Source organism: Streptomyces ovatisporus (assembly GCF_042653885.1).
Taxonomy (GTDB): Bacteria; Actinomycetota; Actinomycetes; order Streptomycetales; family Streptomycetaceae; genus Streptomyces; species Streptomyces ovatisporus.
Window position 1 is genome coordinate 182,727 of sequence record NZ_JBHSFH010000010.1, and the last position, 20,443, is coordinate 203,169.

Below are 20,443 nucleotides of genomic sequence, written 5' to 3' on the forward strand. Positions count from 1 at the left end.
GGCCGTACGCATAGTCGAGCGCATGAGCTCGCACGTCAAGAGGCTGGACAGTCCTCGTTTTCGGCATCAGGAGTTGCAGGGGGAGCCATGGACCGGCCGCAGACGGACGCCGCGAACGTCACCGCATCGCCAACTCCCTTGCCACGGCGCCCGATGCTGGCCGACGACGTCCACGAGGCGATCAAGACGCTGATCATGGACCACGCCATCGAGCCCGGCGCCCGCGTCTCCATCGACGGCCTCGCCCGCCAGCTGGGCGTCTCCCCCACGCCCGTACGCGAAGCGCTCGCCCGGCTGGAGTCGGCGGCGCTGGTGGTGAAGGAACCCCTGCGCGGCTACCGCACGACGCCGCTGCTCGACCGTGAACAGCTCGCCGACCTCTACCAGTTCCGGCTGCTCATCGAACCGTGGGCGGCGGCGCGTGCGGCCGAGCGCGCGGACGAGGCGGGCCGGGCGCTGCTGCGGGCGGAGATGGAGTCCTGTGCCACGCCCCGCGACGCGACGTACGACGCCTACAAGGCACTGACCGCGCACGACACCCGATTCCACGTGCTGGTCGCCGAGTTGGCGGGCAGCGCACAGGTGCGCCTCGCGTTCGAGCGCACGCACTGCCACCTGCACATCTTCCGGCTCTACTACGACCGCGGCATCGGGCAGCAGACGCTGGAGGAGCACCGGGCGATCACGGACGCCGTCCTCAGATCCGACTCCGGGGCGGCGGAGGCGGCGATGCGCCACCATCTGGAGACGGCCTACTACGGCCGGCTGCGGGGAGTCTCGGAGGAGCCCCGCAGCTGAGCCGGCTTGTCCCGGGCCACTCCGAGCCGGACGGCTCGGGGCGGCCCGGGGCCCCGGCGAGCGGCTGGCTGCCCGCAGCGACGCATCCGCGGGCGCGCACTCGCGCTCGGGTTCGAGCCCGCGCTCGTACGTCCGAACGTCGTCATCCGGGCTGGCTGTTGTCCTTCAGGGAGCCCCAGCCGTGCCACCGGTCGATCTCGATCCAGGCGCTGAAGCGACGGCGGTCGCGCTGCGGATACTGCTTCCCGAGGTACTGGCGCGCCAGCCGGTCGATGTCGGCCAGGTTCTCGTCGTCCCGGATCTCGGTCACACGGCCGACGATGCTGATGTGCGTGTACCAGTTCGCCTCGTCGAGGACCGTGAGCGTCACGCGGGGGTCGTCCCGCATGTGCCGCAGCCGCTTGCGGCCCTCGTCCATGTTGACCAGGATCCGTCCGTCCTCCCACAGGTACCAGGTGGCCGTCGACACCGGACGGCCGTCGGAACGCAGTGTGGTGACGACCGCCGGGTTGGCCTTCTTCAGCATGGCGACTGCGTCGTCGGGAAGCGGTGGTTTCGACATCCGGCGCTCCTCTGCCTGTTGCTCTGTGCCTGTCTCTCCGGGCCCGCTCTCCGGACCCGTCTCTCCGGGCCCGCTCTCCGGGCCTGCCGGGCGTTTCCGGCAGGTCCTGGCGGACCACGCGCCACGCGTACCCTGCGGCGGCCCGTTCAGGCGGGAGGGCACGGGCACGGACCGTGACTACCCCCTTTGGAGTCACGGTCCGTGGGCTTCCGGTGAGCTGTCCCGTCCGGCTATTCGCGAACGGGCACGCTCTCCGCGCTCTCCGCGATTCCGTCCTTCAGCCGCTGTGGAGCCGCCCCGCCGGTGTTCCTCACCTTGATCCAGCCGCCGAGCAGGAAGACGGCCCAGACGGCCCCGACGTAGAGGGAGATCCGCGCCTCCGAGTCGTATGCGATCAGGCCCGTCACCATGAACAGGAAGAGCAGGGCGACTGCGCTCGCCACGGCACCGCCCGGCGCCGGGAACGGGGAGCGCGGCAGGCGGCCCGCGTTCAGCGCGATGCGATACCGGATGTGGCTGCAGAGAATCATCATCCAGGTCCAGATACCTGCCGCTGTCGCCACGGAAGTGACATAGCCGAACGCCTTCTCCGGCACCAGGTAGTTGAGGACGACGCCGATGCCCATCAGGGCGGCCGAAGCCGTGATGCCGACGGCGGGCGACTTGCGGGAGTTGAGCCGTCCGAAGACCTTCGGCGCCTGCTTGTTCGACGCCAGGTCACGCAGCATGCGGCCCGTCGAGTACATGCCGGAGTTGCAGGACGACAGGGCCGCCGTCAGCACGACGAAGTTGACGATGCCCGCGGCGAGCGGAATGCCCATCTCGGAGAAAGCCCGCACGAAAGGGCTCTCGCCCTCGGAGAATTCCGTCCACTTCACCACCGCGAGGATCACGGTCAGCGCACCCACGTAGAAGAAGATGATCCGCCAGGGAAGGGTGTTGATGGCCTTGGGGAGGGTCTTCTCCGGATTCTCGGACTCCCCCGCCGTCACGCCGACGAGTTCGACGGCGAGATAGGCGAACATCACGCCCTGAAGCGTCATCAGACTGGAGCCGATTCCGTTCGGGAAGAAGCCGTCGTGGGCGTAGAGATTCGTTGCCGACGCACTGTCGCCGACCTCCGAGAAACCAAGAGTGAGAACTCCCAGCCCGATCACGATCATACCGATGATGGCCGTCACCTTGACCATCGAGAACCAGAACTCGACCTCGCCGAATATCTTCACCGAGATGAGGTTGACCCCGAAAAGCACCACCAGGAACGCCAGGGCGCTGATCCACTGCGGTATCGCGGGGAACCAGAAATGGATGTAGATGGCCGCCGCGGTCAGCTCGGCCATCCCCGTGACGACCCAGAGGAGCCAGTACGTCCAGCCGGTCGCGAACCCGAAGAACGGGCCGAGGAATTCGCGGGCGTACTCCGCGAAGCTGCCGGTCACGGGCCGGTAGAGGAGGAGTTCGCCGAGGGCGCGCATGATGAGGAAGACGACGACGCCCGCCGTCGCGTACATGAGGATGATGCTGGGGCCCGCCTTGGCGATGTTCGCCCCCGCCCCCATGAACAGACCGACCCCGATGGCGCCGCCGATCGCGATCATCTGGACCTGACGCGGGCCGAGCCCGCGCTCGTATTCCTCGTCGGGTCCGTTTCCTGCGGGACCGCCGACGTCGTCGGGCTGCCTGGTTTCCACCGAGACCATTTACGTCCGTGCCTTTCTCCACGTCCGGCCGTGCCTTTACGGTCGGGCCGGATCCGGTACTCCCGGGAATGAATGGAGGTACTGGTTGGCAATCCGCCAGCACTGGGACTCCTGCACGGCAGGAGGGGAGCCGTGCAGGAGATCGTGAAGATTTATCACGACGCCGGGAGGCGGATACACCGGGGGGATGTGACCGGCTTCACGTATAGAGCGGCCCAAACTCGGCACAGAGGTTCAATATCCCCTCCGCCCATGAGCCGCCCATTACCGCGATTTGAGGGTGGATTAAGGAAGCCGTTGAGAACTTGAGCCGCTGTTGAGGTTCGAGTTGAGGAACATTTGAGGGACCGCCGGACGGCACCGCGCCATGCTTCACGAGGATTCGGGCGACGCCTGAGGGAAAGCATTACGCACGGTATTTCCGCAAACACCGTCGGTCCACGGCGCCCCCGGGGCCGGGGAAGGCAGGCGGCCCGGGCCCGTCCCGCTGCGGACGGATTCCTGCCGGTGAGGTGATCTCCTGATTCCCCCGCATCACGATGCTCACGCAGGCTTTCCTTCCCGTTCACAGACGCCGGGCTGCCGCTGCTGCTGTGCACCATGAACCGCTGCCGTGATCACGGAACGAGACGGACGACGCCGAAGAGATCCGCTACCGGCCGCTGAACGATTCCCGCCGGCAGGCCGCCGGCCTCGGGCGGAAAACCCGCAGACCCGCAGTCAGTTGCCCCTTCGGCGCTGCTCGTCGAATCGACGCAGCACCCGTACCAGGCGCCACAATCCGGCAGCCGCTCCGAGCAGTGCACCTGCCACCGACACGCCCTTGTCCGCTGAACCGGACACGCCGAGCGCCCATGTGAGAGCCAGAACGGCGCCGAAGACCACTGCGGCCAGGACGGCGGCGGTCACCAGGGCGAAAACGATCTCTACCGTCATCGCGTCCTTGTCCCACCGCGACTCACGCCCCATGTCCATGCTGCAAGTCTCACACCACGGTCAAGACAGGGGCGCCCGAGCCGAACGTCAAGTGGCCGGTGTCCGAGGAGAAGGGCTCACGCCCACGGAACGGGGCCGGCCCGGGTCACAAGGCCGGTCCGCCGAGCCGCCGAACGCGTCGCAAGCTCCCTGCTCCCGCACGTGATCCGAAGTTCACCGACGCCCTGATGCCGTGTCACCTGTGGGCTTACAGTGACCCGCATGCCCGACACCTCGTTCCCCGCCGACGCCGATGTGGCGGGGATCGGCCCGCGGATGCTGCGGCTGCGCGTACAACGGGGGCTGACGCAGACGGAGTTGGCGGGTGACCGTTTCACGAGGGCGTACGTGTCCTCGATCGAGGGCGGCAAGCGCACCCCTTCGCCGGCCGCGGCCGCGTATTTCGCGACCCGGCTCGGCACGGACCTCGAAGACCTCTGCTTCGGCTATCCCCCCGGTCGGCGCCGCGCCTTGCTGGCCGAGGCCGCGGAGGCACGCGTCGCCCTGTCCGACGGCGATACGGAGCGGGCCTCCACCGTCTACGAGGCGCTGTCCGAGGAGGCGGAGGAACATCAGGACCGGACGCTGCGGGCGCTCGGCCGGTACGGACTGGGCCTCGTGGCCCGCCACAGGGGAGACCCCGGCGCCGGCGGCGTCCTGTTCGAGGAGGCCGACGCGCTGCTGCGGGACAGGCCGCTGGCCGAACGGCTCCCCGCGTTGATGGGCCGGGTCTGGGCGCTGTTCGCCGGTGGATCCATCGACGACGCGCTCGCCGTCGTCGAGGAACACCTGCGCGAGGCGGTCCGGACGTCCCAGCCGACGGCGGAGTTCGCGCTGCTCGCCGCGTGCGGCCTCCCCCATGTGGAGCGAGGAGACCTGGGCCGGGCCGGAGCCGTCGCCGACGCGGCACTGGAGCGGGCCCCGGAGGTGAGCGCCGCCGATGTACTCGCCCAGGGCTACTACCACATCAACCGGGTTCTCGTGGCGCAGGGACGGTACGACGAGGCGGAGCAGACGATCGTGCGCGCCACAGCCCTGTACGAGCATCTCCGGCTGCGCACGGAAGTGGGCATGTGCCGCTTCGCCCACGGCTTCCTCACCGCGCGCCGTGGCCGACTCGCCGAGGCCGAGGACCAGTTGCGCGAGGCCCGGGACATCCTGAGTGAGACCGGCGCCGTTCAGCGCCGGATCAACGCGACCGCCGAACTGGCCGAAGTGGTACGCAAGTTGGGGCGTGCCGCGGAGGCCGTCGACCTCGTCGGCGAATGCCGGGACGTCGCTTCCGGCCGCCAGGACCCCGAGCAGGCCGCCGAACTGGACCGCATCGAGGCGCGGATCGCCGTCGACCGGGGTGACGCCGCTGCCGCCGAGACCCTGTTCCGCTCGGCCATCGAGCGCTATCTGCTGGTCGGTGCGACGCTCGAGGCCATCGGGACCTGCCGCCTCCTGGGCGACCAGCTGCTGCGAACGGGGCGCACAGAGGAGGCCGCGGCGGTCTACCGGCGCGGACTGGCCGCGCTCGAAGGCGTGTAGCGACAGCCCGCAGGCACTCGGGGTGTACCCGCGCCGCCCATCGCCGTCTCCGTCACATCCCGCCAGATCCCGCCAGATCCCGTCAAATCCCTTGCCGCACAAGGCTCTTGACGGAGTCCGCGGCGCCACGCACACTTCTCAGCAGCAGGGTAACAGCTTCCATAACTCCTGTTGACAAGTTCGGCGCGCCCCCCACCAGCCCGGTGTTCCCGATCCCCACCCAAGAGGAACAACGGAGCCCAGCTCTACGGCGGGCCGGACCAACTCGGCCGGGAGCATTTCCAGTTGCCCCGTGTACCACCTGACCCAGTCGCACATCTGCGTGCCCCACCGCGCCCTGCGCGGGTGAGGCATGCAGCAGCCCGGTCCGTACGCGTCCGAGATCCGGTCCAGGAAAGGTCTGGTGCACTACATGAGATCTGTCAAGCGCCGTCTGAGCGCTCTCGTCCCCGCTGTGCTGCTGCTGACAGGCATGCAGCTGGCGGGCTCCCCCGCGCACAGCGCGGCTCCCCCCTCCGCCGACGTCCGGCTGGCCCCGGCCGGGACAGCGATCCCGGACAGCTGGATCGTCACCCTCAAGGACGGCACCGAATCGCCCCGTTCCGTCGCGGGTGATCTCACCCGGCGCAGCGGCGCCGATGTCTCACATGTCTACCGGGAGGCGCTGAACGGCTTCTCCGCGAAGATGACGAAGGGCGAGGCGCGCAAGCTGGCCGCCGACCCCCGGGTCGCCCTGGTGGAGCAGGATTCGAAGGTCTCGCTCAGCGAGACCCAGGCCGACGCCACGTGGGGACTCGACCGGATCGACCAGCGGGACCTGCCGCTGGACAATTCGTACACCTACAACACCACGGCGTCCGGCGTGCACATCTACGTCGTCGACACCGGAGTGCGCGTCTCGCACAGCGAGTTCGGCGGCCGGGCATCGGTCGGCACGGACACCGTCGGCGACGGCCAGAACGGCAACGACTGCAACGGTCACGGGACTCACGTCGCGGGCACCGCGGCCGGGTCCACATACGGCGTGGCCAAGGCTGCCTCGGTCGTCGGCGTCCGCGTCCTCAGCTGCAGCGGCTCCGGCAGCGTCGCCGGCGTGATCGCGGGCGTCGACTGGGTCACCGCCAACGCCGTCAAGCCCGCCGTGGCCAACATGAGCCTCGGCGGCGGCGCCAGCGACACACTCGACGCCGCCGTGCGCAACTCCATCTCCTCCGGCGTCGGTTACGCCCTCGCCGCCGGCAACGGCGACTTCCTCGGCTTCCCCCAGGACGCCTGCACCGCCAGCCCCGCCCGCGTGACCGAGGCCATCACCGTCGGTGCCACGGACAACGCGGACGCACGTGCGTCCTTCTCCAACTTCGGAACCTGTGTCGACCTGTTCGCCCCCGGCGTGGACGTCACGTCCGCCTGGAGCACCGACGACTCCGCCACCAACACGATCAGCGGCACCTCCATGGCCTCCCCGCACGCCGCCGGTGTAGCGGCCCTGTATCTGGCCGACCACCCCGACGCCACACCCGCCCAGGTCCGCGACGCCCTCGTGGACAACGCCACGAACGACAAGGTCCAGGACCCGATGGCCGGGTCCCCGAACAAGCTCCTCCACAGCCTGTTCTGATCCGACGGCCGGTGGGTGAGGAGCGCGCCGCTCCCCTCGCACCGGACGGTCCCGGCCCGGTGGGCGCAGCCTCGGCTGTGCCTGCCGGGCCGGGACGACGCACGACACCTCGCACAGCCAGACCCGAGGACGCGGGCCCCATCCGCGCACCCCGGGGACCCCCCTGCTCCCGAGTCAGGAGTTGCCATGCGACTTCGTACCCACCGAAAACGAACCACCGCCTTCGCCGCCCTGCTGACGCTGGCACTCGCGGCCCCGCTCGCCGCCAGCACGAACGCCACCGCCTCTCCCCCGGAACGGCCGTCCACCGCGACCGCCGACGAGGACGTCCGGCAGTACGAGATCCACGGACCCTCCACCCCCGCCGACCGCACCGCACTCGCATCCACCGGGGTGTCGCTGGACGAGGTCCACGATCACTCGGTGGTCGTCAGCGCCGACCCGTCACAGGCCCGCGAGCTGCGCAAGCTCGGCCACACGCTGAAGAAGCTGGCCGCGCCCCCCGCCCGCACCGGCGGGAAGGCCCGCAAGGCCGGCGACTTCCCGCCCTCCGACTCCGGCTACCACAACTACGCCGAGGCGATGGAGGAGATCGACCAGCGCGTCGCGGCGAACCCGTCGATCATGAGCAAGCAGGTCATCGGCAAGTCCCACGAGGGCCGGGACATCATCGCCGTCAAGGTCAGCGACAACGTCGCGACGGACGAGGACGAGCCCGAGGTCCTCTTCACCCACCACCAGCACGCCCGCGAGCACCTCACCGTCGAGATGGCGCTCTACCTGCTGCGCGAGTTCGGCGAGGACTACGCGACGGACTCCCGGATAGCGGACGCCGTGAACGGCCGCGAGATATGGATCGTCCCCGACCTCAACCCGGACGGCGGCGAGTACGACATCGAGTCCGGCTCCTACCGCAGTTGGCGCAAGAACCGGCAGCCCAACGAAGGCACCGGCGACGTCGGTACGGACCTGAACCGCAACTGGGACTACAAGTGGGGCTGCTGCGGCGGCTCTTCCGGCAGCACGGGCTCCGAGACCTACCGGGGTGCGGCTGCGGAGTCCGGACCGGAGGTGAAGGTCGTCGCCGACTTCGTACGCTCCCGGGTCGTCGGAGGCAAGCAGCAGATCAAGGCGGCCATCGACTTCCACACCTACAGCGAACTGGTGCTCTGGCCCTACGGATGGACCACCGACGACACCGCTGAGGGCCTCACGCAGGACGACCGCGACGCCTTCGCCGCCGTGGGCGAGAAGATGGCCGCCAGCAACGGCTACACCCCCGAGCAGTCCAGCGATCTGTACATCACCGACGGATCGATCGACGACTGGCTGTGGGGCGACCAGAAGATCTTCGGCTACACCTACGAGATGTATCCGACGAGCATCCTCGAAGGCGGCTTCTACCCGCCCGACGACGTCATCGAGCGGGAGACCGACCGCAACCGCGACGCCGTTCTCCAGCTGATCGAGAACGCCGACTGCATGTACCGCTCCATCGGCAAGGAAGCGGAGTACTGCACCGGCGCCTGAGCCCGGCGCCCGAGGCGGGCGGGAGGCGGGACGGGCAGCAGTCGGCGAACTGCCCTCCGCCTCCCGCCCGTTCGCACCGCGACTGCCGGTCCGGGCCGGCCGGGGCACGAACCCTCACGTGCCCCGGCCCGCCGCCCGGCCGAGGGCACGTCGGCTCCGGACGGGATCAGTCGAGCCGCTCGACGGCCATCGCGAGGAACCCCGCCCATGCCTCGGGTCCGACGGTGAGGGCCGGACCGGCGGCCGTCTTCGAGTCCCGTACGTGCACCGCGCCGCCGGCTGCCGCGACCTCCACGCACTCGCCGCCCTCACCACCGCTGTAGCTGCTCTTGAACCAGGCCGACTCCGGTACAGCCGCCCCAAGTGTCTTGATATTCATCCCACTCCCAGCAGATCCTCGACGAAGGCCAGGGACTCACACGGAGTGAGCGCCTGTGACCGCAAGATGCTATAGCGCGACTCCAGTTTGTGGACCATTCGGTGGCCTGTGTGCATCCGACTGTCCCCCTGCACCTCGGTGTAGGCAATCCGTTGGCCCTCAGCGGTCTCGATCAGGGTGAACGGCCCGTCCAGCGCGGCGTGATCCTCACGGCCGGTGGGCATCACCTGGATCTCCACATTGCGGTTCTGCGCCGCCAGCAGAATCTGCTCCAACTGTCCTCGGAGCACGCCTCGCCCGCCGACCGGTTTCCGGAGCACCACTTCCTCGATGACGAAGCTCAGCAGTGGGGCGGGCCTGCGGGTGAAGATCTCCTGACGGGCCATCCGCGCGGCCAGCCGCTGCTCGATGACCTCGTCCTCCAGCAACGGCCGTTGCATCCGGAAGACCGATCCGGCGTACTCGGCAGTCTGAAGGAGCCCCGGAACCGCATGGTTCGCGTACACGGAGAGTCCGATCGCTCGGGCCTCCAACCGGGCCATGTCCCGGAAGAACGCCGGGTATTGAGCCCGCGCGACCTCCTCCTTGAGGGCCTTCAGCACACCCCCGGCCCCCAGCGCCTCGTCGGCCGAGTCGATGAAGCGCGCGGGCGGAATCCGCCGTCCCTGCTCGAAGGAGGCGATCGACTGCGGCGCGTAGCCCGTCCGTTTGCCGAACTCCGGCCGGTCCATTCCCGCTTGTGCGCGCAGCAGCTTCAACTGCCGTCCGAAAGCGACCAGTACGCCTGTGCCGGGGTCGTCCTCCGGCCTGACCCCGGCGTCCGCTCCGGGCTCGCGCTCACCTTGCGTCATCTGTGCTTCTGCCCCCATCGGCGACCACTCCCCGCGCCCAACGCCGTCCCGCCACAAGGGTCACGCCGCGCGTCACGTACAACGGCGGCGTCAACGCGTACAACCGACTCCTCGCAGCGCGTCACCTCTGGTCACGCTACGCCACCGGAGGAAGCGTTGCGGGCATGACGAACGAGACGGTTGAACCGATTCGCGCCACCGAGATCCCCGCCCGTGTGGGCCGCTTCGCGATGCGGTTCAGCTCCACACCGCGCGGCGCACGCCTGGCCCGCCGTCTGACCGCGAACCGGCTGGAGACATGGGACATCCCGTACGACAGCACCGCGCACGACGACATCACCCTGATCGTCGCCGAGCTCGCGGCGAACGCGGTCCGGCACGGCCGGGTCCCCGGCCGCGACTTCCGTCTGACACTGACCGCGGTCGGCCCGTCCGTGCGCGTGGAGGTCACCGACACCCGGTCGGAGGGCGAGCCCGCCGCTCACGCGCCGTCCGGCGGCGGCGACTCCGGCCGCGGTCTTCTGCTCGTCGCGGCGCTCTCCGCCCGCTGGGGCTGGCAGCCGCGTGGCGACGGGCCGGGCAAGACGGTCTGGGCGGAGTATCAACTCCCGTGCCGCGTCTGAACCTTGCGCTACGGGCCGATGCGGTGCTCAACCCCGTAGAGTGCTCGACTTCCTTGCGGTGTCCGGCTCCCTCACGGTGTCCGGCTCCCGTACCACCCGAAGCGGTCGGCGATGACGGGCAGCCGGTCCGCCACGATGGCGTGAGCTGCGGCGCGCGGGCTCGTTCCGTCGGCCTCGGCACGTGCCAGCGTCAGCTCGACCAGCGCGCGCATCGAGCGCCGGATGTGCGCGAACGCCTCGTCCGCGTCCGCTCCGATGTCGCCGAAGAGGGTCCACCACCACCACGCGTTGGTGCAGGAGTTGACGACGACGTCCGGCAGGACGGTGATCCCGCGTGCGGCGAGCAGCTCCTCCGCCTCCGGCAGCACGGGCATGTTGGCCGCCTCGACCACCCAACGGGCTGTTATCTGCTCCTGGTTGACGGTGTCCACCGCGTAGGAAACGGCTGCGGGGACGAGGACCTCGGCCTCTGTGGACAGCCATGCGCCGCCCGGGAGCCGGACATCGCCGGGACGCAGGGCCGAGCGGTCCACGCGGCCGTACTCGTCACGTGCGGCGAGCAGCGTCTCCACGTCGAGTCCCGCCGGATTGGCGATGGTTCCCCCGGCGTCGGCGACCGCGACGATCCTCAGTCCGGCACGGGCGAGGAACCGGGCGGCGGAACCGCCCATGGTGCCGAAGCCCTGCAGCGCGACCCGCGTCTCCCCGTACGCCGCTCCCGTCCTGTCGAGGCCCGCGAGCACCGCTTCCGCGACGCCGCAGCCGCCCGCCAGTTCGTCGAGTCCGATGCCGTCCACGTCGACGGCGAAGGCGTCGTCCAGCCGCTGCCGCGCCGCCTGTTCGTCGTCGAGCAGCGGATAGACGGCCTGGACGGTGGAGCGCAGTCCGGCCTCGGCTGCCGCCGCGTCGACGGTCGCCTGGGTGAGGCCCAGGTCCTCGCCCGTGGTCCAGAAGTTCTCGATGTGCGGGCGCATGGCCCGCAGATAGCGCACGAGGACGCCGTACGCCTCGGGGTCCTGCGGGTCGCAGTCGATGCCGCCCTTGGCGCCGCCGAGGGGGATGTAGCGGCTCCGCGGGTCGTAATGGAGGGCTTCCTTCATCGTCATGCCGCGTGCGAGGCCGGTCACTTCGTCCAGGGTGCAGCCCTTGCGCACGCGCAGTCCGCCGCTGGAGACGCCGCGCACGAGGCGGTCGATGACCAAGTGGCCCTGGTAGCCGGTGACATGGTCGGTCCAGGTGAGCGAGACCAGCGGAACGCGAGCGGGGAACGTGCTCAAGGGCATCGACGGGGCTCCTCAAGATCGGTGACGACGATGGGGGCGTGCGGTGGCGCCCCCTCTCGGCGTCGAGGACAGCCCATGGGCCACTTGTACACCGGACGTCCGCGAGACGGGCCGGGGCCCCTCCCGCTGTGCTGCGGCGCAAGGCTCAGCGCTTCAGGCCCAGAATGTGCTGCTCAGACGCGGAGAAGCGGCGCCGCCAGACATGTACTACCCTGTACTACATGGAGACCACGGCTCGGGAATTCAACCAGAACTCTTCGCGAATCCTTGCCGCAGCAGAAGCCGGTGAGACCATCACGGTCACCAAGAACGGTCGTCCAGTCGCGATAGTGCGCCCGTTCGAGGCGACCGAAGTTTCGCCCTACCCCGTCGGCCCGATGGGAGACATCGAAATCCCCTCCCTGGACCTGCCGGATGTGAGCAACGACGAGATCGAGGACACCCTGCGAGGCATGGGCTCGTGACCGATGTCGTCATCGCAGACACGAACGCTCTGTACCGCCTCCTCGACCCGCACCTCGCAGGGCACGAAGAACACAAGAAAGCACTGGGAATCATTCGGCACCTTGTGATCTCCCCGCTGGTGCTGGGAGAACTCGATTACCTCATCTCGACGAGGGCCGGGGCCCACAAGGCGATCACCGCCCTGCGCTTCATCGAGCGCTACGTCGCCACCCGTCGATTCGAAGTAGCAGAGATCGCACCGCACATGGGTACCGCCCTCGCCGTCCTTGAGGGCTACCGGGACGCGGATCAGGGCAAGGGGGTCGGCCTTGCGGACGCGATGAATGTTGCGTTGGCCGCCGCATACCGTACGGACTCGATCTTCACCACGGACCGGCATTTCCGCCTGATGATCCCGCTCACCGGCCATCCGGCATTCCAGTTGCTGCCGGAGGACGTGTAGGAGGACGGGCAGCCGCAGTGCCCACCCACGCGGACGCGTGGGGCCGGACCGCCCGTGAAGAGCGGCCCGGCCCCGCGCGCTACGGCCGACCAGCGAGTCTCCCCGTGACCGGTTGCCCTCAGGTCCCCGCGCCCGCCGGCTGCCGCCCCGCGCCGGAGCCGGCGGCCGGTGCCGAGTCGCCCAGCGCGCGGAGGATGGCCTCCACGCTCTGCTTCGCGTCGCCGAACAGCATGCTGCTGTTCTCGCGGAAGAACAGCGGGTTCTGAACTCCCGCGTACCCGGAGGCCATCGAGCGCTTGAAGATGACGACCTGCTCCGCCTCCCAGGCCCGCAGCACCGGCATGCCGGCGATCGGGCTGGTGGGGTCGTCGGTCGCCGCCGGGTTGACGGTGTCGTTGGCGCCGATCACGAGGACCACCGATGTGCTCTCGAAGTCGTCGTTGATCTCGTCCATTTCGAGCACGATGTCGTAGGGCACCTTCGCCTCGGCCAGCAGGACGTTCATGTGCCCGGGCAGCCGCCCGGCGACCGGGTGCACTCCGAACCGGACCTCGACGCCCCGTTCACGCAGGGCGCGGGTCAGCTCCGCCACGGGGTGCTGCGCCTGGGCGACGGCCATGCCGTATCCGGGGGTGATGATCACCGAGGTCGCCCCGCCGAGGAGTTCCGCGGTCTCCTCGGCCGTGGTCTCGCGGTGCTCGCCCTGTTCGGCGTCGCCGCTCGCCTGGGCCTCGATCCCGAAGCCACCGGCGATCACCGAGATGAACGACCGGTTCATGCCCTTGCACATGATGTACGACAGGTAGGCACCGGAGGAGCCGACCAGTGCTCCGGTGATGATGAGGAGGTTGTTGTCGAGGAGGAATCCCGCTGCCGCGGCGGCCCATCCCGAGTAGCTGTTGAGCATCGAGACCACGACGGGCATGTCGCCGCCGCCGATGGAGGCGACCAGGTGCACGCCGAGCGCGAGCGCGAGAACGGTGACCGCGATCATCAGGCCCAGGCTCGGTGTGATCGAGAACCAGACCGTCAGGGCGACGAAGGCGGCCAGCGCGCCGAGGTTCAGCGCGTTCTTGCCCGGCAGGACGAGCGGCTGCGACTTGATCCGTGCGGACAGCTTCAGGTAGGCGATGACCGAACCGGTGAACGTGACCGCGCCGATGAAGATCCCGATGAACACCTCGGCATGGTGGATCCGCAGGAGCTCCGCGGCCACGTGCGTCTGTCCGGCTCCCTTCGCCTCGACCTGGAAGTAGCTGTTCCAGCCGACGAGCACCGCGGCAACGCCGACGAAGCTGTGCAGGATCGCGATGAGTTCCGGCATCTCAGTCATCGCCACGAGACGGGCCCGCCACAGGCCCGCGGCGGCGCCGACCGCCATGGCGACGAGGATCAGCACGGTGGCGGTGACGGAGATGTCCACAGCGGCGACGGCGACCGTCGCGACCAGGGCGAGCGCCATCCCGCAGATCCCGAAGGCCACTCCGGCACGCGAAGTCCGGTGCCGGGAGAGCCCGGCCAGGCTCAGGATGAACAGAAGTGCCGCGACGAGCTCGGCGGCGGAAGTGGTGGCGTCCATGGGGCCTCAGCCTTTCGAGAACATGCCGAGCATGCGGCGGGTGACGGAGAAGCCTCCGAAGATGTTGATGCTGGTCAGCAGGATCGCCACGAAGGACAGGACGGTGACGGTCGTCCCCTCGTGCCCGATCTGCAGCAGCGCCCCGACGACGACGATCCCGGAGATCGCGTTCGTCACCGACATCAACGGGGTGTGCAGGGCGTGGTGCACCTTTCCGATGACGTAGTAGCCGATGACCACGGCGAGTGCGAAGACCGTGAAGTTCCTCTGCAGTTGCGCCGGTGAGACGGCGATCAGCGCGAACAGCGCGGCCATGCCCGCACCGGTGAGGGTGTGCTTGGCGGCGGACGACAGACCGGGCTTCTCCTCCGCCGCCGGAGCGGCGGCCTTCGCCTCCGGCGCCTGCGTCGGCGCGGCCGACACCTGCACGGGCGGGGGCGGCCAGGTCTTCTCACCGTCCCGGACCACGGTGACGGAGCGCTGGACGACGTCGTCGAAGTCCAGCCGCAGCTGCCCGTCCTTCTCCGGGGTGAGCAGCTTCAGCAGGTTGACGAGGTTGGTTCCGTAGAGCTGGGACGCCTGCGCGGGCAGCCGTCCCGGGAGGTCGGTGTAACCCACGATCGTCACGCCGTTGTCCGTGACCACGGCCTTCCCCGGGACCGTTCCCTCGACGTTGCCGCCTTGTGCGGCAGCCATGTCGACGATGACGCTGCCGGACTTCATGGACGCGACGTCCGCCGCGGTGATCAGCCGGGGAGCCGGTTTGCCGGGGATGAGCGCCGTGGTGACGATGATGTCGACGTCGGCCGCCTGTTCGCTGTAGATCTCCGCGGCACGGCGGTTGTACTCCTCGGAGGTCTGCTTGGCGTATCCGTCGGTGGAGGCCTCCTGCTCGACCTCGACCGCGAGGTACTCCCCGCCGAGCGAGCGGACCTGGTCGGCCACCTCCGGCCGCGGGTCGGTCGCCCGTACGACCGCGCCCAGGCTGCTGGCCGCGCCGATCGCGGCGAGACCGGCGACTCCCGCGCCCGCCACCAGGACCTTGGCCGGCGGCACCTTGCCCGCCGCGGTGACCTGACCGGTGAAGAACCGCCCGAAGACGTGGGCCGCTTCGACCACCGCGCGGTACCCGGCGATGTTGGCCATCGAGCTCAGCACGTCCAGCGACTGGGCACGCGAGATCCGCGGCACCGCGTCCATGGAGAGCACCGTGATCGGGTGCTGCGCGAGTTCGTCCAGGAGGCCGGGGTTCAGCCCCGGACCGATCATCCCGATGAGCGTCGCGCCTTCGCGGAGCCGCGCGGTCTCCTCCCGCGACGGTTCGTTGATCTTCAGGACGACGTCCGACTCCCATGCGTCGCCGATCCTCGCGCCCGCCTCGGTGTACTTGTCGTCAGTGAAGCCCGAGGCTTCGCCGGCTCCGGACTCGACGACGACCTCGTAACCGAGCTTGAGGATCTGACGGATGGTGTCGGGGGTGGCCGCCACCCGGGTTTCCCCGGCTCTCGACTCGGCGGCGACGCCTACGTGGAGCGGCTGTGAATCTGACATCGGTCTCCCTTTGCGCGTATGGGCGCTGGGTGGTCCGTGGGGCCGGACGGCCAGCTGGACGGGATCTGCTCAGGGGTTCTTCTCGTAGTGTCTGCGTGCCTGTCGCGGAGTGCGAGGACTCTCCTGCAACGGCTGGCTGTTGTCGAGGTTCGAGGTGTCCCGGCGTCCTGCGGAACGAGCCCTTGCGTGGGGGTGGTGCCGACGAGCCGCACGGAGTGCGGGCGGAGCCGGCTCAGCGGCTGCGCGCGACTGTGCGGAGGAACGGCGGCTGTCCGTCGGACAAGCCCATCGGGGAGAAGCGGGGACGGAGTCCGCTGAGACTGAGAGGGACCCGCTGGTGCCGATCGGGAGCCGACCGGCACCGCCGCAATGAGAGTGTCCGAGGGGGGACTTGAACCCCCACGCCCTGTAAAGGGCACTAGCACCTCAAGCTAGCGCGTCTGCCATTCCGCCACCCGGACAAGGTGTATCGCCCCGGCTCTGCCGTGGCGACGGGAACAACCATACCAAGCTTTCGGATCGCTCTTCACCTCCGTAATTGCCATGTGAGGGGGCACCCCGGCACAGGGTCGCCGGGCTGCCCTCGGCGGTCGGTCAGGCCACCGCCTGCGGGGATCCGGCGGCCTCCCCGGAGGCGGCCTCCGGCCGGGGGCCGCCTGCGGGGAGGCCGCCGGGCGGCCGTTCGCCGGACGGGCCGTCGGTGACGGCCCGCACGAGGAGTTCACCGCCGACGAACGCGCCCTGCCAGGAAGCACCGGAACCGCCGAAGAGTTCGTCGTGGCCGCCTCGCGAACGGGGTCTGTTGCGGCCGGTCCTGGCAGCACGGATCTGCGGCGCGAGCCGGTCGAACAGCTCCTGGTCGTCTGTGGAGAGGGTCGCGACCAGGGCGCCGTCGCCGGCGTTCATCTCGGCGAGCAGCTCCGCCTCGGTATCGGCCAGGACGATGCTGTCGACCGGGCCGAAGGGCTCCGCACGGTGCAGCGCCGAGGACGGCGGCGGTGAGAGCAGCGCCGTGGGAGGAAGGTAGGCGGAGGTGTCCTGTCCGGGCAGGAAGCGGCCGTCCGCCAGGGAACCCCGGTAGAGGGGTACCGCTCCGCGGTCGACGGCTTCGCGGGTCCGGTCGGCCAGTTCCGCGGCCCCGGCGGCGCTGACCATAGGACCGAAGTCCAGCTCGGGGAGGTAGTCCTCGGGGTGGGCCACGGCCAGTGGATGCCCGAAGCGCACAGAACGGACGGCGGACAGGTACGCGTCGAGGAAGCCCGCGAAGAGCGTGCGCTGCACGACGAACCGGGGGTAGGCGGTGGGGCGCTGCTTGGCATCGTCGAACGTGCTGCGGATGAGCCGGGTGAGGGTCTCCCAGTCCGAATAGTCCCAGACGCCCCAGCAGTTGAGCCCTTTTTGTTCGGCGATGTGCCGCTTGCCGAGATCGGCCGGCGCGGACGCGCCGCGCCCGCCCGCGAACGAGACGCAGCCGATCTCCGGGGCCCGCATCAGATGTTCGGACAGCGCCGGGTCGTCGCCGCCGACCAGGGTCAGCGGCAGCCCTTCGCGTACCGCGAGTGCGCAGGCCAGCGTCAGACAGGCGGGTCCGCCGTCGGCCGGAGTCCTGGCGATCACCGCGTTGCCGGCGAGCGCCTGGACCAGCATGGCGCGGACCAGCACGCTCATCGGATGGTTCCACCCGGCGAGGTTGCTGACGGGGCCGGGCAGCGGCGTACGTCCGTCGAGCATCGTGTCGATGCCGTCGACGTACCAGCGCACGCCGTCGACGGCTCTGTCGACGTCGGCGCGGGCGAGCCTCCAGGGTTTGCCGAGCTCCCACACCAGCAGCAGCGCGAGGAGTTCACGGTGTTCGGCGAGGGCGTCGAGCGTCGCGGCGACCCGGGCCCGGCGTTCGGGCAGCGCCACGTGGCGCCAGGCGCGGTGCTGGTCGAGGGAGGCGGAGACAGCCTGACGGGCGGTGCCGGCGTCGAGCATCGACGGGCCGCAGATCCCGCTGCCGTCCACGGGGCTCGTGACCGGCCGTGGTTCGCCGTCGGCCTGCCAGCCGCCGCCCCAGAGGGCGAGCACACGGCCGTCACCGGCGAAGGCTTCCGGCGCCAGGTCGCGGCAGCGGCGCCAGGCGTCGCTCCAGGCGGTGCCGGGCTTGAGGGCGAGGGTGGGCGGGGTGACGGGTGCGGATGAGGGTGGGTGGCCCATCGTGTTCTCCGCTCTCGTTGCACTACGGGGCGGGCTGTGGGGGTTTTGTGCGTGGACGTCCACGACTGCGCGGGGAACGCCCGGAGTTATTACTGGACAGTAGCGAGATGTGGGCACCAGGTCACCGGTCTTCGCACCGGTATGCGGAACGTCACGTCGGCCGGGGCGCCGGTCGGGCCGACGCCCCGGCGTGGGGGACGGGAATGCCCGGGCCGGAGGGCCCCGGGTGTCAGGCGAGCCGGTCGAGTACCAGCCGTGCCGTGCCGGTGGGCGTCTCGCCGACCCGTACGCCTGCGGCTTCGAGCGCCTCCTTCTTGGCCTGCGCCGTGCCCGACGAACCGGAGACGATCGCCCCGGCATGCCCCATCGTCTTGCCCTCGGGCGCCGTGAAGCCGGCGACGTAACCGATGACGGGCTTGGTCACGTTCTCCTTGATGAAGGCGGCCGCGCGCTCCTCCGCGTCGCCGCCGATCTCGCCGATCATCACGATCAGGTCGGTCTCGGGGTCGGCCTCGAACGCTTCGAGGCAGTCGATGTGCGTGGTGCCGATGACGGGGTCGCCGCCGATGCCGACACAGGAGGAGAAGCCGATCTCCCGCAGCTCGTACATGAGTTGGTAGGTGAGGGTGCCGGATTTCGAGACGAGCCCGATGCGGCCCGGCTCGGGGGCGATGTCGGCCGGAATGATTCCGGCGTTGGAGAGGCCGGGGCTGATGAGCCCCGGACAGTTGGGGCCGATGATGCGGGTGCCGCGTTCCCGCGCGTAGGCACGGAAGGCGACGGCGTCGTGCACGGGGATGCCCTCGGTGATGACGACGGCGAGTCCGATGCCCGCGTCGACGGCCTCGTGCACCGCCGCTTTGGAGAAGGCGGGCGGGACGAAGAGCACCGAGACGTCGGCGTCCGTCACCTCCCGGGCCTCCGCGACCGAGCCGAAGACGGGAACCGGGCGCCCGTCGACGTCGACTTCCTGGCCGGCCTTGCGCGGGTTGACGCCGCCCACGATGTCGGTGCCCGCCGCCAGCATCCGGCGCGTGTGCTTCATGCCCTCCGCGCCGGTCATGCCCTGGACGATGACCTTGCTCTCCTTGCTGAGGAAGATCGCCATTGGTCTCCCGCCTCCCTACGCGGCCGCAGCCGCGGCCGTGGCCAGTTCGGCGGCCCGCTGGGCGGCGCCGTCCATGGTGGTCCGCTGCTCCAGCAGCGGGTGGGGGTTCGCGTCGAGGATCTCGCGTCCGCGGGCGGCGTTGTTGCCGTCGAGGCGTACGACGAGCGGCTTCGTCAGCCGGACCTGGCCCAGGGCCCGGGTGATGCCCTCGGCGACGGCGTCGCAGGCGGTGATGCCGCCGAAGACGTTGACCAGCAGGGACTTCACGTCCGGGTCGCCCAGGACGAGCGCGAGTCCGTCGGCCATAACCTGGGCCGAGGCTCCGCCGCCGATGTCGAGGAAGTTGGCCGGCTTCGCGCCGCAGCCCGCCACGACGTCGAGGGTGGACATCACCAGCCCGGCGCCGTTGCCGATGACGCCGACCTCGCCGTCCAGCTTGACGTAGTTGAGCCCCTTCGCCGCGGCTTCGGCCTCCAGCCGTCCGCCCTCGTCGCTGGGTGACGTCTCGGCACTCTCGCCCCAACGGGCCTGGCGGAAGCGGGCGTTGTCGTCGAGGGTGACCTTCCCGTCGAGAGCGACGATCGCGCCGTCGCCGGTACGGACGAGAGGGTTGACCTCGACGAGCAGCGCGTCCTCCGACGTCAGTACGGTCCACAGCTTGCGCAGTACGGGAGCGACTTCCGCGGGGAGTCCCGCCTCGGAGACGATCCGGTCGGCGACTTCGGGCGTCACGCCGTGTGCGGGGTCGACCGGGATGCGTGCGACGGCTTCGGGGCGTGCCGCCGCCACCTCCTCGATCTCCATCCCGCCCTCGGCGGAGGCGATGGCGATGAAACCGCCCGCCGCGCGGTCGAGGACGTAGGAGACGTAGAACTCCCGCTCCACGTCCACCGGGCCGGCGAGCATCACGCTGTGCACGGTGTGGCCCTTGATGTCCATGCCCAGGATCTGACGCGCGGTGATCTCGGCAGCCGCCGCATCGGCCGCCATCTTCACCCCGCCGGCCTTGCCCCTGCCTCCTGTCTTCACCTGTGCCTTGACCACGACGCCGTGCCGGTCGGCACCGAGCCTTCCGGCCGCTTCCCGTGCAGCTCGCGCGGTGTCTGCGACCTCGGCTTCCGGTACCGGGACGCCGTGGCGATCGAACAGTTCCCTCGCCTGGTGCTCGTAAAGGTCCACATGTGCTCCCTGGTCGATCTTCCAAACGATCGGTGCACGCCCCCTGGACATCACTCAGTCGATGCGGG

At 69.8% G+C, this 20,443-nt stretch carries 18 protein-coding genes and 1 tRNA gene; 7 read left to right on the forward strand and 12 right to left on the reverse strand.

Annotated elements, in window-relative coordinates:
- Window positions 1–87 precede the first annotated feature (87 nt).
- A complete protein-coding gene (locus ACFPA8_RS18545) occupies window positions 88–798 on the forward strand; it encodes a GntR family transcriptional regulator (RefSeq protein ID WP_386449878.1) in 711 nt (236 codons plus the stop codon).
- A gap of 142 nt (window positions 799–940) precedes the next feature.
- On the opposite strand, the gene ACFPA8_RS18550 is transcribed toward ACFPA8_RS18545, so the two are convergent.
- From ACFPA8_RS18550 to ACFPA8_RS18560, 3 genes are all read right to left on the reverse strand, one after another.
- Complete coding sequence (locus tag ACFPA8_RS18550; protein WP_386449880.1) at window positions 941–1,360, reverse strand: PPOX class F420-dependent oxidoreductase; 420 nt, start codon at window positions 1,358–1,360, stop codon at window positions 941–943.
- A 230-nt stretch (window positions 1,361–1,590) separates the two neighbouring features.
- Window positions 1,591–3,060 carry an amino acid permease gene (locus ACFPA8_RS18555; RefSeq protein ID WP_386449882.1) on the reverse strand — a complete coding sequence of 490 codons (1,470 nt, stop codon included), beginning with the start codon at window positions 3,058–3,060 and terminating at the stop codon, window positions 1,591–1,593.
- Window positions 3,061–3,780: 720 nt separating this feature from the next.
- Complete coding sequence (locus ACFPA8_RS18560) at window positions 3,781–4,035, reverse strand: DUF6332 family protein (RefSeq protein WP_386449884.1); 255 nt, start codon at window positions 4,033–4,035, stop codon at window positions 3,781–3,783.
- 222 nt (window positions 4,036–4,257) lie between these two features.
- On the opposite strand from ACFPA8_RS18560, the gene ACFPA8_RS18565 reads away from it, so the two are divergent.
- The 3 genes from ACFPA8_RS18565 (at window position 4,258) to ACFPA8_RS18575 (ending at window position 8,716) form a co-directional block, all read left to right on the forward strand.
- Complete coding sequence (locus tag ACFPA8_RS18565; protein WP_386449886.1) at window positions 4,258–5,568, forward strand: tetratricopeptide repeat protein; 1,311 nt, start codon at window positions 4,258–4,260, stop codon at window positions 5,566–5,568.
- A gap of 403 nt (window positions 5,569–5,971) precedes the next feature.
- Window positions 5,972–7,186, forward strand: a complete 1,215-nt coding sequence (locus tag ACFPA8_RS18570) for a S8 family peptidase (protein ID WP_386449888.1) — start codon at window positions 5,972–5,974, stop codon at window positions 7,184–7,186.
- Between the two features lie 186 nt (window positions 7,187–7,372).
- Entirely contained in the window at window positions 7,373–8,716 is a 1,344-nt protein-coding gene (locus ACFPA8_RS18575; protein ID WP_386449890.1) for a M14 family metallopeptidase, read from the forward strand.
- Window positions 8,717–8,882: 166 nt separating this feature from the next.
- On the opposite strand, the gene ACFPA8_RS18580 is transcribed toward ACFPA8_RS18575, so the two are convergent.
- Together ACFPA8_RS18580 and ACFPA8_RS18585 are read right to left on the reverse strand one after the other, a co-directional pair.
- Entirely contained in the window at window positions 8,883–9,095 is a 213-nt protein-coding gene (locus tag ACFPA8_RS18580) for a DUF397 domain-containing protein (RefSeq protein ID WP_386449892.1), read from the reverse strand.
- Window positions 9,092–9,964, reverse strand: coding sequence for a helix-turn-helix domain-containing protein (locus ACFPA8_RS18585; RefSeq protein WP_386449894.1), 873 nt, complete (start codon window positions 9,962–9,964; stop codon window positions 9,092–9,094). Before ACFPA8_RS18585 ends, ACFPA8_RS18580 begins: the two co-directional genes overlap by 4 nt.
- A gap of 146 nt (window positions 9,965–10,110) precedes the next feature.
- Here ACFPA8_RS18585 and ACFPA8_RS18590 point away from each other — a divergent pair, with 146 nt between their 5' ends.
- Window positions 10,111–10,569, forward strand: a complete 459-nt coding sequence (locus ACFPA8_RS18590) for an ATP-binding protein (RefSeq protein WP_386449896.1) — start codon at window positions 10,111–10,113, stop codon at window positions 10,567–10,569.
- Window positions 10,570–10,640: 71 nt separating this feature from the next.
- Here ACFPA8_RS18590 and ACFPA8_RS18595 read toward each other — a convergent pair whose 3' ends face one another.
- Window positions 10,641–11,852 (reverse strand): Glu/Leu/Phe/Val dehydrogenase dimerization domain-containing protein, encoded by a 1,212-nt coding sequence (locus tag ACFPA8_RS18595; protein ID WP_386449898.1) that lies wholly within the window; start codon window positions 11,850–11,852, stop codon window positions 10,641–10,643.
- 221 nt (window positions 11,853–12,073) lie between these two features.
- Between ACFPA8_RS18595 and ACFPA8_RS18600 the strand changes: the two genes are divergently transcribed.
- Window positions 12,074–12,316: a type II toxin-antitoxin system Phd/YefM family antitoxin gene (locus ACFPA8_RS18600; RefSeq protein WP_386449900.1), complete on the forward strand. Its 243-nt coding sequence runs from the start codon at window positions 12,074–12,076 to the stop codon at window positions 12,314–12,316.
- Window positions 12,313–12,759, forward strand: coding sequence for a PIN domain-containing protein (locus ACFPA8_RS18605; RefSeq protein WP_386449902.1), 447 nt, complete (start codon window positions 12,313–12,315; stop codon window positions 12,757–12,759). The genes ACFPA8_RS18600 and ACFPA8_RS18605 overlap by 4 nt, the downstream gene beginning before the upstream one ends.
- Before the next feature lie 118 nt (window positions 12,760–12,877).
- Here the strand turns inward: ACFPA8_RS18605 and pntB are convergent, their stop codons facing one another.
- The 6 genes from pntB to sucC form a co-directional block, all read right to left on the reverse strand.
- On the reverse strand, window positions 12,878–14,338 hold the full coding sequence (pntB, locus tag ACFPA8_RS18610) for a Re/Si-specific NAD(P)(+) transhydrogenase subunit beta (RefSeq protein ID WP_386449904.1): 1,461 nt from the start codon (window positions 14,336–14,338) through the stop codon (window positions 12,878–12,880).
- Between the two features lie 6 nt (window positions 14,339–14,344).
- Complete coding sequence (locus tag ACFPA8_RS18615; RefSeq protein ID WP_386449906.1) at window positions 14,345–15,889, reverse strand: Re/Si-specific NAD(P)(+) transhydrogenase subunit alpha; 1,545 nt, start codon at window positions 15,887–15,889, stop codon at window positions 14,345–14,347.
- Window positions 15,890–16,265: 376 nt separating this feature from the next.
- Window positions 16,266–16,350 (reverse strand) — tRNA-Leu (locus ACFPA8_RS18620).
- 133 nt (window positions 16,351–16,483) lie between these two features.
- Window positions 16,484–18,088: an aldehyde dehydrogenase family protein gene (locus ACFPA8_RS18625; protein ID WP_386449908.1), complete on the reverse strand. Its 1,605-nt coding sequence runs from the start codon at window positions 18,086–18,088 to the stop codon at window positions 16,484–16,486.
- A 229-nt stretch (window positions 18,089–18,317) separates the two neighbouring features.
- Window positions 18,318–19,196, reverse strand: a complete 879-nt coding sequence (sucD, locus tag ACFPA8_RS18630; protein ID WP_386449910.1) for a succinate--CoA ligase subunit alpha — start codon at window positions 19,194–19,196, stop codon at window positions 18,318–18,320.
- 15 nt (window positions 19,197–19,211) lie between these two features.
- Complete coding sequence (sucC, locus tag ACFPA8_RS18635; RefSeq protein ID WP_386449912.1) at window positions 19,212–20,375, reverse strand: ADP-forming succinate--CoA ligase subunit beta; 1,164 nt, start codon at window positions 20,373–20,375, stop codon at window positions 19,212–19,214.
- Between the last annotated feature and the right edge of the window lie 68 nt (window positions 20,376–20,443).